This is a genomic window from Mycetocola sp. Y791 (assembly GCF_059445325.1).
This window is the reverse complement of sequence record NZ_JCAIUC010000001.1, coordinates 834,338-849,680: the sequence shown is the minus strand read 5'-3', so window position 1 is coordinate 849,680 and position 15,343 is coordinate 834,338. Positions and strand designations below refer to the sequence as shown.

Here is a 15,343-nt window from a genome sequence, read left to right as displayed (position 1 = left end):
CGGCATCCGTTCGCGTGCTGCCGCTACCTCGTTGTGGCGAGGATGTCGATGACGAAGACGAGGGTGTCTGTGCCTTCGATGTCCGCCTGGGAGTTACCGGCCTCGCCGTAGCCCTGGGCCGGGGGAATCGACACGAGCACCTGTGAGCCCACGGCCTGGCCGACGAGTCCAGCGGTGAATCCGGGGATGAGCCCGTCGGTCTTGAAGCTCGCGATCTGGGTGCCCCAGCTCTGGTCGAAGACCTCGCCGGTGCGCCAGTTGACGCCCTGGTAGTGCATGGTGACTGTGTCGCCGGCCTGGACCGCTTCACCGTCTCCGAGCTTGAGGTTCGCGATCTGGAGTTCGGGCGACGGGTCGGTTTCCGGAATGCTGACCGCCGGCTGGCCGTCCTTCGCGAGCTTCACGGTCGGCATGCCTTCGACCGGCGTCTGCTCGGCGCCCGTGGCCTTCTCCGGTGTGATGCTCAAGACGTCGGCGACGAGGAGGAGCGAATCGGTCGCCGCAACGCTGCCATCGGACGCACCGACGTCACCGAAGCCATCGTCCGGGCTGATCACCGCGGCGACTCGTGAGCCTGCCGGAACGCACTCGATGGTCCTGACGATGCCCGGAAGGATGCCTGACGCGTCGTCGATGACGATCTGCTGGGTCCCGAGGTTGTCGTAACGGGTCTGTGCGAGCGTCGCACCGCTCGTTCCGTTGTACAGCGTGAGCTCGACGGCGACGCGGTCAGACGGCGCTGTCTCCTCGCCGTCGCCCTTGATCAGCACGGTGCGCTCGGTCTTCTCGACGCTCAGCGGTTCGGCGAAGTCGACAGTGGGGGCCGCTCCGAAGTCTCCCGAGATGTCGACCGACGTCACGACGCTGCCTTCCTTCGTGTCGTGGCATTCTGCGGACGCTGTCGTCGCGTCCGGCTTGGCTTCACCGCCGCCGGAGCAGCCGGTCAGGACGAGAGCGGATGCCGCTGCTGCAGCAAGAAAGACGGGAGTACGCAAGGGAGAGGTCACTTTCTGAAACGGAAGGGTGAGCCCCAAGTCTGCCGTAGTCATTTCTGTATTTGCTGCGAACGCTCGTGACACGCGTGCCACGAGCCCCATGCGTCACTGAGAATATGTGAACGGGTACGCTGCTTCCTTGTGTCAATTGATCAAGCCCCGCTTCAGGAACCCACGGCGCCGGGCATGGTCTACCTGCTCGGCCGGGCTGTTCTCATGCCCATTGTTCGACTCGTTTTTCGCCCGAAGATCATCGGCAGGAAGAACGTTCCAAAGACGGGCCGCGTGATTCTCGCGAGTAACCACCTGTCGTTCATCGACAGCATTGCGATCCCCGTCGTTGCCCCTCGGAGGGTGCAATTCCTGGCGAAGTCGTCGTACTTCGACGGAAAGGGTGCCCGCGGCTGGGCGTCCCGCACCTTCTTCACGTCGATCGGCGCTGTTGGCGTTCGGCGCGGTGCCGGCCAGGCGGCGCAGGAAGCGCTCGATGCCGGTAAACGCATACTCGAAACCGAGAGTGCTTTCGCCATTTACCCCGAGGGCACTCGCTCGCTCGACGGTCGCCTCTACAAGGGCAGGACCGGCGTGGCGTGGCTCGCGCTCTCGACGGGGGCACCCGTGGTCCCCGTCGGACTCATCGGCACCGCTGACCTGATGCCGGTCGGAAGCAAGTTCCCGCGACTCGGCAAGGTCACCGTCATCTTCGGTGAGCCCATTGACGTCACCGTGCACGGACCGGCCACGAGCGGCAAGGCGAGGCGGCAGGCCACCGACGAGATCATGGCGGCGATCCACACGCTCACGGCCCAGGAACTGGCACACGCATACAACGAGTCGCCGCCAGCGGACACCATCGAAAAGATCAAGCGGGCAGTACTCCGGCCTGAACGGCTCTGACACTCCCCCGCAGCGTCCCGCCAGACGGAGAGTCGGTTTCAGGCGACGATGATCTCCGGCTCATGCAGCACAGGGAAATTGACGCTGCGCGCGATGAAACACAGCTCGTTCGCTTTCTTGTGCGCCCGCATCGCGGCATCCGCCATCGAAGAATCAGCGACGGTGACCCTGGGCCGCAGGAGCACCTCGGTGAACGCTCCCCCACCGGCACCGTCTTCGACCATGGTGCCCGTCGCTGAATCGGAGTAGTCGGTGACGACGACGCCCTCGGTCACGGCGACGTAGAGGTAGGAGAGCAGGTGGCACTGGGCGAGTGCGGCGAGGAGCAGTTCCTCGGGGTTCCACCTCGACAGGTCACCGCGGAACGGCTTGTCCGCCGAACCCTCGATCTGGTGCTTTCCAGCGGCTGAGACGGTGAGGTCGCGACTGTACTCCCGGTACCCGCTCGTGCCCGAACCGAGGTTGCCCTGCCACACGACATCGATGCCGTAGCTGTGTTCACGCGCCATGGCCTCAGTCTGTCATCATCCCGGCTAATCTTGACCGGTGACCAGTACAGCGAACCCCGTCGAGACTTTTCCGGTGACCAGCGCAGTGGAACTCGCCGTCGTCGAACGAAGCGGCTTCGTCGAATCACGCCATTCAGGCTCCGCCATCGTCATCGACCAGCACGCCGACGTGCTTCGATCCCTCGGCGACCCGAGTGCCCCCGTGTTCCTGCGGTCGACGATGAAGCCGTTCCAGGCGATCGCCGTGATGAACGCCGGTGTCGGCCTTCGCGGCGCGGCCGCCGTGCTCGCAACGGCGAGTCACTCAGGAACCCAGCGCCACGTCTCCGTCGTCCGCAGCATTCTGGCGCAGGCCGGACTCACCGAGACCGCACTCCAGTGCCCCGCAGACTGGCCCTCAGACGGCGCCGCTCGCGACGAGTTACTGAAGGACAACGGCGACAAGTCACCGATCTACATGAACTGCTCGGGCAAGCACGCTGCAATGCTGCTCGCCTGCGTCACGAACAACTGGCCCATCGAGAGCTACCTCGACCCGGAACATCCGCTGCAGCACGCGATCCTCGACGTCGTCGAGAGGTTCACCGGCGAGCGCCCCGCAGCGTCCGGAATCGACGGTTGTGGTGCGCCGGTGCACGCCCTGTCGCTCGCCGGACTCGCGCGCGGCATCAGCCGGATCCGGACGTCAAGCCCGACGTCACCGTTCGCGATCTACCGGAACGCCGGCATTCTGTGCCAGGCGGCGCTCGAAGACGGCTGGGCGATCGACGGCCCCGGCCGTCCGAACACCGTCGTGATCGACAGGCTCGGCGTGTTCGCGAAGCTCGGCGCCGAAGGCGTCATGGTGATGGCTGCGCCTGACGGCACAACGGTCGCCCTGAAAATGCTCGACGGGAGCCTTCGGGCCGCGACAATCGTCGGCCTCGAACTGCTCGCGGATGCCGGTGCCCTCAGCCGCGACGCCATCGAGGAGATCCGACCTGACCTCAACCTCGATGTCCTCGGCGGCACGGCTGTTGTCGGCGAAATCCGGGTGTCGGGCTCTCTCTAAACGCATGCTCCCTCGCTAGGCTGAGGCCGAGGCCAGATCCGGCCCGAACCGACAGTGACGTCGGACTCCAGCGCGACGTCCTGAGATGCCGGCCCCACCAGGGCCAGGCAGCGAATCGAGGAGCACCATGCGAGTTGCCGTCCCCCGCGAGATCAAGAACAACGAATTCCGGGTAGCCATCACCCCGGCCGGCGTCCACGATCTCATGCTCTCCGGCCACGAGGTCTTTATCGAGAGTGGAGCAGGCGCCGGGTCATCCATTCCGGATTCTGCCTTCGAACGCGTGGGGGCGACGATCCTTCCGGATGCCGCCTCGACGTGGGAGCGGGCGGAGTTGCTGCTCAAGGTGAAAGAGCCCATTGCGAGCGAGTACGGCTACTTTCGGCGGGATCTCGTGCTCTTCACCTACCTCCACCTCGCGGCAGAGCCCGCGCTGACCGAGGCGCTCCTCGCCTCGGGGATGACCGCCATCGCCTACGAGACGGTACAGCTGCCGAATCGCTCCCTCCCACTGCTGGCACCGATGAGCGAGGTCGCCGGGCGCCTGTCGGCGATCGTCGGCGCCAACACGATGCTTAAACCCAACGGCGGGCCGGGACTCCTCGTTCCCGGCGTGCCCGGTACGTCGCCCGCCCGGGCCACGGTCCTCGGCGGCGGAGTCGCGGGCACGAACGCCGCCGCCGTCGCGGTCGGACTCGGGGCTGACGTCACGATTCTCGACACGAACATCGCGAGACTCCGTGAACTCGACGCCATCTATGCCGGACGGATCAAAACCATCGCCAGCAACGCCTTCGAGATCGAGCACTCGCTGCTCGGTGCTGACCTCGTCATCGGCTCGGTGCTGATCCCCGGCGCTCAAACTCCCAAGCTCGTGAGCAATGAACTGGTGTCGAGGATGAAGCCAGGCAGCGTCCTCGTCGATATTTCGGTCGACCAGGGCGGATGCTTCGAGGATTCGCACCCGACGACCCACGCCGATCCGACCTTCACCGTGCATGGCTCGTTGTTCTACTGCGTCGGCAACATGCCCGGTGCCGTACCGCACACGTCCACCTACGCACTCACCAACGCCACGTTGCCGTACGCTCGCGCCCTTGCCAGCAGCGGCTGGCGGGACGCCTTTCGCGCCGACCCCGCCCTCGCCCAGGGGCTCAATGTGCACGACGGCACCGTCTACAGTGCACCGGTCGCTACCGCCCACGGACGCGAATACCACTCGGTCGAGACACTCCTGGAGGAGTAGTCGAGCGTTGGCCGGTCGTCGCGGCCCCGGGCAGGCGCGGTCTGAGTCCGGCTGACTTCACCGCAGGCTGGCTTCACCGCAGGCTGACCCGCTCCGCCTGGCCGCCGGGAGGGACGTGCCAGACATGGCCGGGCCAGACCAGGAGGGGCGGAAGCTCGCGTCGTTTGGTGAGTGCACGGTACTCGGCGACCGTGCAACCGTCGAGAATGAGTTCCGCGTCCTGGCGGAGCGCAGCGAACAGTGCCCACTGGGTCTGCCAGTCATCGCTGTCGCCAACGAGTACTACGGCTCCGGGAGTGCCGAGTCCGAGGTCCCCCACGGTGAGCCGCGTCGCCCCTCCGACCGCGGCCACGCGCAGGCCCAGCTCGCACGACGGATCGTTGAGTATCGATTCCACCCGGTGCTGGGGAGACCGGCAGACGAGCACCGTCAGCGGGTGCTGGCCCAGAACGTATTCGGGGGCGGTGCTGCTTCGCCCATGTCGGCCTGGCCCTGCCCGGCCAGATGAAGACCCGGACCCGGTCCCGGTCCCAGGCGCGGACACCGGGCCGCTTGTTGTGTCGGCGACTGTTGCGTCGGCGACAGCGACCTGTATCGTGGCCCCACGCCACACCGCGTTTCCGTCCGGCCGATTGGCCACCCAGCTCGCACTGTCACCACCCGCCATGAGGTGTTCCTGCCGATTCGCCATTCGCAGCATGAGCACGGCACCGGCAAACCCGGACAGCACGCTGAGTGCTCCCGCCAGCCGCTTGAGCGTGAGCATCACCCACACCGACCGGCGGGGACCGTCGCGCAGCAACTCCACCAGGGCGTCACGGAGCCTGGTCGCATAATCGTCGTCCAGTCGCGCGAGGGTGGAGTCGACATCATCGATCAGGAGGAGTGTCTTGTCGCCCGGTCGGAGAACCGCGACCGTTGACCTGAACACGGTGCCCGCTGTGGCCGCTGTGGCCGCTGTGGCCGCGACGCCTGCGGTGCCTGCTGTCGCCGGGGCGCGGAGGCTGGCCGCGAGCCCGATCACCGTGTCCCAGGTCTCTTCATCGTCAGAGCCGACCCGAACCAGCCGCCAGCCCGGGCGACGTGCGCCGGAACCGGTGGGGTCCCGGTTATTTGTGTCGCCGGTTGCCATCGCCTCAGCGGTTACCGTGTCGAGTACCGTCGTTTTCCCTGAACGCGCCGCACCGACGACGAGAACACTCCCATCGGTTTCCGGCACCCAGAGCGCGGTGTCCTGCCGCTGAAGTCCCGGCAGATCTGCCAGCCCGAGACGGATCGCGCCCGGGATGGCGCCGGGGATGCCGTTCGAGGTCGCGTTCGGTGGCTCGAGATCGTTCAGGGCAAGCCGGTCGGGAAGCGGGTCGAGCCACGGCCGACGCGGCGAGACGCCGGATTGTGTGTTCGCTGCAATGCTCTCGATTTCCGACTGTGAAACCGCGGCGACCTGCACCTGCCGGTCGCGGCCCCCTGTGGCCAGAATAAGCCGACCGGGCCTTGACGCAGGCAGGTGCGCTGCAGCATCCGTGCCCACAACCGCGACGCTGTCGCTGCGGCTGTGCACGCGCAGTGACAGCCGGAGTCCGCAGTTGGCGAGGAGGGCGTCCCTGACCACTCCCGCCGGGCGCTGCGTACAGAGAATGAGGTGCATGCCGAGCGAACGCCCCCTCGCTGCGATGTCAACGAAAAGAGCGTGGAGATCGGGGAAGCCGTCGAGCATGGCGGCGAATTCGTCGACGACGATGACGAGTCGGGGGAAGGCGCCGCGCGCCTCGGCGATATCGCGACACCCGAGGTCAGCGAGCGTCCTTTCCCGATACACGATCTCTGCGCTGAGGCTGGCGAGCGCCCTGGCCGCGGCGACCTCGTCGAGGTCCGTGATGAGTCCAACCACGTGCGGCAGCGATCCCAATGGCGCGAACGCGCTGCCGCCCTTGAAGTCGACAAGCAGGAAAGTGACGAGCGCCGGCGAATGCCCGAGCGCCATACTTGCCACCCAGGTGGTCAGCAGTTCGCTCTTGCCGCTACCTGTTGTACCGCCGACTATCGCGTGTGGCCCCTCGGTCACGATGTCGACCACAACCGCTGTGCCACCGCCAGCACCGGCGCCACCAGCAGCACTGGCACTGGCACTGGCACTGGCACTGGCACTGGCACCGTCCCCGATCCCGAGCACCGCCCGGAGGGATGACCCGTCTTTCGTGCTCACCGCCCCCTCCTCACCGGCGCGCCGGTGAACGTCGCCGAAGCCGACGTGTGCAGGAAGTTCGACTGCCGCTGTCGCAACACCGAGCCTGTCCGCGAGTGCAGCGAGTGCCGTCGCAAACAACTCGCACTCGACCTCGGTCATGAGTTCGAGCGCAAGGACTACGGGTCTGGCGACTCCTGAGGACCTGTCGGAGTCACCGTGGTGGAGAACCGCTGTCGCCAACCCCGTCAGTTCGAGTACCTCACCGCATTCCGGCGGGATCTCCTCGACCGTGCGAGCGAGCACGATCAGGATCGTCGCACGTTCGCCCGTGGCCGTGGCCGTGGCGGAACCGGACCATACGTGATCAGGCCAAGCGGAACCGGACCCGGCGTGATCATGACTGCGCCCGCCCGGGAGGAGATCAGGCGACCCCGGCGCCGCGGTCAGATCTCTGACCACGACAGTCACCGGAGCGCCTCGCCCTGTCCCCGCGTGCGGCATAACGGACACCCAGTCCCATCCGGGGCCCTCCGTGAGGACCTCCGCGGTCTCAGGCCCCATCGCGTTGCACAGCTGGAGCAGAATGCCCCTGGCGAACCCCCTGGCGGGAAGCGTGGCGCCGACGACGCCGATGCCACGAGTCGCGTCGATATCGACCGGGACTCCCGACGCGAACCGCGCGCGATCGCGCAGCGCCCGACCCGCCGCTGAGTCCACCGCGCCATCAACCCGGAGGGTGCTCGGCAGAGTGCCGGTACCGACGACCACGCGAGTCCGTGCTGCGCCGCTGACGCGCCAGCGACCGAGTCGGACCGAGCGCGCGACGTCGGGCTCTCCGCTCTCGTGCGGCCGGCGAGATGGAGCTGCGGTGCTGCCCATTCCGGTCGTACCGACGAGTGCCCGCGCTCCCGGCGCGTTCCGTCTCCTCACCTGTCGCTCCTCGTCGAGCCTCGAGTCGATGAGCTGCGAAATGCTGTCGAGTTCGGCTGCATACGCGGCGCGGTCCTTCTTCAGCCGCCTGCCGGACGACCACCGCGAGTCAATCACGCTCGCGATCGCGATTACCGGACCAAGCGCGGCGAACATCAGGGCAAACGATGATCCGGTGACGAGCCAGATCAGAACCGAGACCGCGACCGGCGCCAGGGCCGCAAGGACGGGAAACGGCGACGGGGGCGAGCGCACGGGTTGCTGCGGGAGGGTGATCGGTTCATCGTTCGGCGCGCTGACGCTCATGAATCCACAACATCATGTCCGAACGCCAGGCCACACAGCGGGACGACACCGGTGGACGCAGCCTCCCGGCGATACCCGTGTGGAGGGTACTACGAGGGACCGGCGAAGAACCGCGATTAACCGCGGTCAGGCGCGGGAGACGAGCAATTCGTCCAAAACTATGGCGCTGACGTTGTCGCGGCCACCGTTCTCGAGGGCAGCTTCCACGAGAGCGCGGACAGCCTGCTCCGGAGTCGGAGACTGCAGAAGGAAGTGCCTGAGACCGAAGTCGGTCAGCTCTTTGGTGAGCCCATCGGAACAGACGAGCCAGCGCGCCTTGTCCTGGATGGGAACCTCGGTGTAATCGGGAAGCGGTTCGTCTGAGAAGCCGACCGCGCGGGTGATGACGTTTCCGTGCGGGTGGGATTCCGCCTCAGCGGGTGTAATCGCGCCGATGGAAATAAGCTCCTGCACGACCGAGTGGTCGAGCGTCACCTGCACGAGTTCATCACCGAGAAGCCGGTAGACCCGCGAATCGCCGATGTTGAACACGGTCCAGGACGGGACCGAGTTCTCTGGACCGGAAAATCCGAGCACGATCCCCGTGACCGTCGTCCCCGTGCCGAGGTCGGACTCGCCGACCTGTTCGAGCATGTCGGCGACGGCATCGCGGAGAGCGTTCTCAACGGCGATGCGGTCGACAGTCTCGCCAGACTCCACGCGCTCAGCAAGTCGCGCGATGACTGCGGCGCTTGCGACCTCGCCGGCTTCGTGACCGCCCATGCCGTCTGCAACGGCGAAGACCGGATACTCGACGATGAGAGCATCCTGATTCACCTGGCGCTTGCGGCCGGTGTCGGTGACACTTGCCCACGACAGCGCGAGCGGCTGTCCGTTGGGCACGTCGACGACGTACGAATCGGTGCGCACGTCAATCTCAGTCACGCGGTCGTCCTCTCGGTGCCAGAGCGAGTCGCCCCTTCCGTAGATAATACCGGCGGAATGTACCGAGTGGTTCCCTCGGGTCGCCTTCAGGGGTCAATTGCGTCGCACCGGGTTGCTTCCGGTGGCACATCGAAGGCCCACTCGGGCAGATGTCCGGCGCCGATCATGGTGCCAATGAGGTCGGCGAGACCGTATCTCGGGTCGATGTCCACAGCCTGCGCGATCCACCTCGCCGCGACCGAACCGGCGCCGAGTGCCCAGTACAGCCACCCGATCATCGTCAATAGCGCTGGTGCGGTCTCGGACGGAACGCGCGCCGCGGCGAACCGCAGCACGGCGATGGCCGAGCGAATGCGGTCAGGGTCCGGCCTCGGCATGTCCCACCCACCGAGAGCACCAGCGCCCGGCATCCCGCTGATGTCCTCACCCGAGGCGAACATCCTCTGCGTCAGGGCACTCTCATCGCCCGCGGTGGTTTCCCACCCCCAGGTCATCAGCACGGTGTCCCTGACCGCCGGACTCTGCACGAGAAAGGTAAGCAGCGCCGCGTTCTTCCCGCTGTCGGCATCGGCATCAGGGCGAGCGGTGACGAGATGATCGGCGAACGCGACGGTATCGCCGTCGAAGTTGTACTCCCAGTAGAGAACCGGCAGGAGTTCTGCACTCTCCCTGAGCCCGCTGAGCACGTGGTACAGCGACGACACACGTTCGCACTCGGCCGCATCGGCCGCCTCGAGCGTCGCGCCGGCCACGACGTCGTCGAGTGCCGGGACGTCACCGAGTGCCGGTGCGTCGCGCGGCAGCCGTTCGTCCTGACGCGCCGCCGACTGGGCGATGAGCTCGAGCGACCGCCCCCGCCGCGGTCCGTCATCGAGGTAGCTCCCCCACGCATCGGAGGCGACGCACAGCGCGTCGCGCACGAGGAAACCCCCGTGTCTGGCACGGGTCGTCAGATTGGCAATGAGCGCTCGACGTGGTGGTCCTGCGTATCGCTCGAAAGTGTCATCCGTATAAACGACCGGCACTATCGCGTCGACGTCGGGGATCCTGCAGACCATGCCGAGCGTTGTCGTGGCAAACGCCTTGCGCACGGGAGCCGGTGCGTCCTCGCCAGGCAGATCGATGCGCAGCGCGCCGCAGGTGCGGTTGCCTCGAAAGGCAACGAGAACCACGCTGTCGCGCGGCACGAAGCCAGCCAGGCTGGGGACGAGGGCAAGGAAGTCGTGGGCGCCGTGCGCGGTGATGATCGTCGTCATGACGGCAGTCTTCACCGCGAATGCCCGGCCTCTGCGCCGTCTTCCAGCTCCGGTGAGTGAACGGGCGTTCCACTGCCACTGTGAGGGGAATCGCCTCGTTCGTCGCTTGATCAGGGGCTGGCCGCCGTGATCAGGCGTCGGCAACCCTGATCAGGCGTCGTCCGTGGTCGTTGCCTGGGCGAACTGCGAGTTGTAGAGCGAATAGTACGCACCGCCGGCCGCGAGCAGTTCGGCGTGCGTTCCCTGCTCGACGATCGCGCCGGACTCCATCACGAGGATCAGGTCGGCGTCGCGGATCGTCGACAGACGGTGCGCGATCACAAAGCTCGTCCTGTCCTGCCGGAGCGCCGACATCGCCTTCTGGAGCAGCAGTTCGGTCCTGGTGTCGACAGAGCTCGTCGCCTCGTCGAGGATGAGAACGCTCGGCTTGACCAGGAAGGCCCGCGCGATGGTGAGCAATTGCTTCTCCCCCGCTGAGACATTCGATGCCTCATCGTCGAGAACCGTGTCGTAGCCATCGGGCAACGAGTGCACGAAGCGGTCGACGTAGGTAGCCCGGGCGGCCTCGAGGATTTCCTTCTCAGTGGCATCCGGTCGACCGTAGGCGATGTTCTCGCGGATCGTCCCGCCGAAGAGCCAGGTGTCCTGCAGCACCATGCCGGTGCGGGAGCGCAGGTCGTCGCGCGTCATCTCGGCGATGTTCACGCCGTCGAGGGTGATCCGACCTGAATCCAGCTCGTAGAACCGCATGATGAGGTTCACCAGCGTCGTCTTGCCTGCGCCGGTCGGACCGACGATCGCCACCGTGTGCCCGGGCTCCGCCACGAGGTTGAGGTGGGAAATCAGGGGCTTGTCCGGCGAATAGCTGAACGAGACGTCCTCGAAGACCAGGCGGCCCCTGCCGTCTCGTGGCGGGGTCACCGGGTCGGACGGATCCGGCGACTGTTCATCGGCGTCGAAGAGCTCGAAGACGCGTTCAGCGGATGCCACGCCCGACTGGAGCAGGTTGGCCATCGACCCGAGCTGGGTCAGCGGCTGGGTGAACTGGCGGGAGTACTGGATGAAGGCCTGCACGCTGCCGAGACTCAGGCCTCCGGTCGCGACCTGGATTCCACCGACGACCGCTATGGCGACGTACACGAGGTTACCGACGAACATCATCGACGGCATGATGATGCCGGAAATGAACTGCGCACCGAAGCTGGCCTCGTAGAGTTCCTCGTTCTTCGACGAGAACCGTGACCCGACCTCGCGGGCACGGCCGAAGACCTTGACGATGGCGTGGCCTGAGTACATCTCCTCGATCTGCGCGTTGAGCTCACCGGTGTGCTTCCACTGCGCGACGAACTTCTTCTGTGACCGCTTGGCGATCACACCGGTGATGAGGATCGTCGCCGGGATCGTGACCAGTGCGATGAGTGCGAGCAGCGGTGAGATCGTGAACATCGCGATCAGCACGCCGATCACGGTGAGCAGCGACACCAGCACCTGGCTGAGCGTCTGTTGCAGGGTCTGTGCGATGTTGTCGATGTCATTGGTGACCCGGCTGAGCAGCTCACCGCGCTGCATCCTGTCGAAGTATTTGAGGGGAAGGCGGTTGACCTTCACCTCGACGTCCTCGCGAAGCCGGTACATCGTCCTCTGGACGACACCGTTGAGAACCAGAGCCTGGATCCAGCCGAAGAGAAAGGCAAAGGAATACACGGCGAGAACGATGAGCAGCACACGGGAGAGGGCACCGAAGTCGATGCCCTGTCCCGGCGTGAGAGTCATTCCGCTCAGCATGTCGGCCCGGTCGTTATCGCCGGTCGCACGGAGCGAGTCGACGATCTGCTCCTTGCTGGCACCGGAGGGCAGCCCCTGGGAGATGACGCCCTCGAAGAGGATGTTTGTCGCGTCACCGAGGAGTTTCGGTCCCATCACGGACAGCGTGACACTGATCACGGCGAGGACCGTGACAAAGACGAGCTTCCACCGCTCAGGCCTCAGCCTCGCGAGCAAACGCTTCGCGCTCGGCCCGAAGTTCATGCTCTTCTCGGCGGGCATCCCCGCTCCGCCGAACGGACCACCACCGCGAGGTGGTCGCGCCGGAACCCTGACTGGTGCGTCGTCGTCGACCTCGTCGATGTCGCTCACAGTGCCTCCTCGACGGCGAGCTGCGACTCGACGATCTCCCGATAGGTCTCAGACGACTCGAGCAACTCCTCGTGGGTTCCCGTGCGCTCAACCGCGCCGTCCTCGAGGACGATGATCTGGTCAGCATCCCGAATCGTGCTCACGCGCTGCGCGACGATCACCATCGTCGCACCCCGGACATCCCTCGCGAGGGCCGCGCGCAGTCGCGCATCGGTGGCGAGATCCAGCGCCGAGAACGAGTCGTCGAAGACATAGACCTCCGGGCGCTTTACGAGCGCCCTGGCGATGGCGAGTCGCTGTCGTTGCCCGCCGGACACGTTGCCGCCTCCCTGCGAAATCGGCGCGTCCAGCTGATCGGGGAACGCCTCGACGAAGTCGCGCGCCTGCGCGGTCTCGAGGGCCCGCCAGAGTTCATCGTCCGTTGCGTCAGGCTTTCCGAACCGCAGGTTCGTCGCAACAGTGCCCGAAAAGAGATACGGCCGCTGGGGCACGATACCGATCTTCGACCACAACAGGTCCTGATCTGTTTCATTGACAGCGACGCCATCGACGAGCACCCGCCCACCGGTCGCGTCGAAAAGCCGGGGAAGCAGATTGATCAGTGTCGTCTTTCCCGATCCCGTCGATCCGATGATCGCTGTCGTCGTGCCCGGTTCGATGTCGAACGTGATGTCACGCAGCACCGGCTGCTCTGCACCGGGATAGGAGAACTCGACGTGATCGAACCGGATCCTCCCAGCGACATCCAGTGTCGAGACCGGCCGGTCCGGCTGCCGCACCGTTGAGTCGGTCGAGAGCACCTCTTCGATCCGGTCAGCGCTCACCGCTGCGCGCGGGATCATCACCGCCATGAACGTCGCCATCATGACCGCCATGAGGATCTGCATGAGGTACTGGAGGAACGCCATCACGGTTCCGACCTCCATGGAACCGTCAGCAATGCGGAACCCACCGAACCAGAGCACGGCGATACTCGACACGTTGAGCACGAGCATGACGATCGGGAACATCAGCGCCATCAGACGACCGACGCGAAGGCCGACATCCGTCAGTTCATCGTTGGCCTTCTCGAAGCGAGACGTCTCCTCCGCCTCCCGCACGAACGCGCGGACAACGCGGATGCCGGTGAGCTGGCCCCGCAGGATTCCGTTGACCCGGTCGATCCTTCTCTGCATCGACTGGAACAAGGGAATCATCCGCACGATGATGAGCCCGACAGCGATGAGAAGCACCGGGATGGACACCGCCATCAGCCAGGACAGCTCGAGGTCGAGGCTCAACGCCGCGACAACACCGCCGATGGCGAGGATCGGCGCAGACACCATCAGCGTGCACGTCATGAGGACGAGCATCTGCACCTGCTGGACGTCATTGGTGCTTCTCGTGATCAGCGACGGAGCCCCGAACTTCGACACCTCCCGCTCGGAGAAGCGGCCGACGTGGGTGAACACCGCCGCGCGGACGTCGCGACCGAGCCTCATCGCCGCCTTGGCTCCGAAGTACACGGCAGTTATCGCGCACAGCACCTGGATGAGGGTGATGCCGAGCATCAGCATCCCGACCCTCAGGATGTACGCCGTGTCTCCGGTGGCAACGCCGTTGTCGATGATGTCGGCGTTGAGGGTGGGAAGGTACAGCGACGCTATTGCCTGCGCAAACTGAAAAACGACGACACCGACGAGAAGCGGCCAGTGGGGCTTCAGGTAGCGGCCGACGAGTTTTGCGAGCATGGGAGTCCTTATCAGGGGTACCGCCGACCGATCGGCAGATCCACCCAGCGAGCCTAGCTGAGCAGCTCTCCGCCGAGGAGAGTCTTACCCGTTCACCTCTTCGCGGGGAGCGAACAGGTCACCGATAAAGGTCAGGTCGTCGGCAGACGGATGCCAGCTGGTTGCGGCATCCGCGTTCTGAATGATCTGCTCGGGGCGCGTGGCGCCGGCGATGACGCTTGTGAGGTTCGGCTGGGCGAGCAACCAGGCGAATGTTGCCTCGAGCATCGTGATTCCGCGGTCGTCACAGAACTTCTGGTACGCCTCGATGGCATCCCATGGTGCACTGTCGAGGAGATAGCTGCGCTGGCGAACGATCCGGCTGTCCGACGGCCCGCCATCCCTCGAGAACTTGCCGGTGAAGAGGCCGTTGTAGAGCGGGAAGTACGGCAGGAAGCCGATGTCGTACTTCGCCAGCACGGGGAACAACTCGCGCTCGGCATCGCGGACGATGAGGCTGTACTCGTTCTGCGACGAGATGAACTTCGGATGGGACGTGAGCCCGGCGGTGAGCTCTGCCTCGACAACCTGCCAGGCCGGCAGGTTCGAGTGGCCGATGTAGCGCACCTTACCCTCGACGATGAGATCATCGAGCACCGAGAGGGTCTCCTCGATCGGCGTGAGGGGGTCTGGGGTGTGCAGCTGGTAGAGGTCGATCCAGTCGGTCTGCAGCCGCCGGAGGGATGCTTCGACAGCGAGCCGCACATACCGCCTGGATCCCTTGGCGCCCCACGCGGGAATGCCGACGTCGGCCCCGGAATGACCGAACTTGGTGGCGAGCACGATCTGGTCGCGACGCCCCTTGAGTGCATTGCCCATCAGCGTCTCGCTGAGCCCCGGCTCCTTGCCGTACATGTCGGCGGTGTCGAAGAGCGTGACGCCGACGTCGATCGCGGCTGAGATCACCGCGTTCGTGCCCTCCTGTGATTCGCTCGCCGTGCCGAGCCGCCCGAAGTTATTGCAGCCGAGCCCGATCGTCGAGACGCGAAGTCCGCCGGAGCCGAGTGTGCGATATTCGATGTCTGCCATTCGATCAGGCTACCGGTCGGCGGTCAGACTCCCCCACAACCGGTGCTCCGGCGGCGAGAATCCACCGATGCTGTGAAACGCCCGCCCTGGTCGCTGTGCCGCATACC

General features: G+C 65.7%; 11 protein-coding genes. 3 read left to right on the top strand and 8 right to left on the bottom strand.

The genetic code is table 11. From position 1 onward, the window contains the following. Positions 1-23: 23 nt before the first annotated feature. On the bottom strand, positions 24-1,049 hold the full coding sequence (locus AC1C2N_RS03930; RefSeq protein ID WP_495432952.1) for an FKBP-type peptidyl-prolyl cis-trans isomerase: 1,026 nt from the start codon (positions 1,047-1,049) through the stop codon (positions 24-26). Between the two features lie 132 nt (positions 1,050-1,181). On the opposite strand from AC1C2N_RS03930, the gene AC1C2N_RS03925 reads away from it, so the two are divergent. Beyond that, positions 1,182-1,892: a lysophospholipid acyltransferase family protein gene (locus tag AC1C2N_RS03925; protein WP_483405900.1), complete on the top strand. Its 711-nt coding sequence runs from the start codon at positions 1,182-1,184 to the stop codon at positions 1,890-1,892. 38 nt (positions 1,893-1,930) lie between these two features. On the opposite strand, the gene AC1C2N_RS03920 is transcribed toward AC1C2N_RS03925, so the two are convergent. Then, positions 1,931-2,401 carry an OsmC family protein gene (locus AC1C2N_RS03920; protein WP_483405707.1) on the bottom strand — a complete coding sequence of 157 codons (471 nt, stop codon included), beginning with the start codon at positions 2,399-2,401 and terminating at the stop codon, positions 1,931-1,933. A gap of 37 nt (positions 2,402-2,438) precedes the next feature. Here AC1C2N_RS03920 and AC1C2N_RS03915 point away from each other — a divergent pair, with 37 nt between their 5' ends. After that, on the top strand, positions 2,439-3,452 hold the full coding sequence (locus AC1C2N_RS03915) for an asparaginase (RefSeq protein WP_495432951.1): 1,014 nt from the start codon (positions 2,439-2,441) through the stop codon (positions 3,450-3,452). 127 nt (positions 3,453-3,579) lie between these two features. After that, complete coding sequence (ald, locus tag AC1C2N_RS03910; protein WP_495432949.1) at positions 3,580-4,698, top strand: alanine dehydrogenase; 1,119 nt, start codon at positions 3,580-3,582, stop codon at positions 4,696-4,698. Positions 4,699-4,771: 73 nt separating this feature from the next. On the opposite strand, the gene AC1C2N_RS03905 is transcribed toward ald, so the two are convergent. The 6 genes from AC1C2N_RS03905 to AC1C2N_RS03880 all read right to left on the bottom strand — a co-directional run bounded on the left by AC1C2N_RS03905 (position 4,772) and on the right by AC1C2N_RS03880 (position 15,236). Next, positions 4,772-8,122: an FtsK/SpoIIIE domain-containing protein gene (locus AC1C2N_RS03905; RefSeq protein ID WP_495432948.1), complete on the bottom strand. Its 3,351-nt coding sequence runs from the start codon at positions 8,120-8,122 to the stop codon at positions 4,772-4,774. 126 nt (positions 8,123-8,248) lie between these two features. Then, on the bottom strand, positions 8,249-9,046 hold the full coding sequence (locus AC1C2N_RS03900; protein ID WP_483405704.1) for a PP2C family protein-serine/threonine phosphatase: 798 nt from the start codon (positions 9,044-9,046) through the stop codon (positions 8,249-8,251). Between the two features lie 86 nt (positions 9,047-9,132). Next, positions 9,133-10,302 (bottom strand): DUF4192 family protein, encoded by a 1,170-nt coding sequence (locus tag AC1C2N_RS03895; protein ID WP_495432947.1) that lies wholly within the window; start codon positions 10,300-10,302, stop codon positions 9,133-9,135. 150 nt (positions 10,303-10,452) lie between these two features. Beyond that, positions 10,453-12,438 (bottom strand): ABC transporter ATP-binding protein, encoded by a 1,986-nt coding sequence (locus AC1C2N_RS03890; RefSeq protein ID WP_495432945.1) that lies wholly within the window; start codon positions 12,436-12,438, stop codon positions 10,453-10,455. Then, the gene (locus AC1C2N_RS03885) at positions 12,435-14,168 is read right to left on the bottom strand and encodes an ABC transporter ATP-binding protein (RefSeq protein WP_483405701.1); all 1,734 of its coding nucleotides are present in this window, start codon (positions 14,166-14,168) and stop codon (positions 12,435-12,437) included. Before AC1C2N_RS03885 ends, AC1C2N_RS03890 begins: the two co-directional genes overlap by 4 nt. 84 nt (positions 14,169-14,252) lie before the next feature. After that, a complete protein-coding gene (locus tag AC1C2N_RS03880) occupies positions 14,253-15,236 on the bottom strand; it encodes an aldo/keto reductase (protein WP_495432944.1) in 984 nt (327 codons plus the stop codon). Positions 15,237-15,343: the final 107 nt, after the last annotated feature.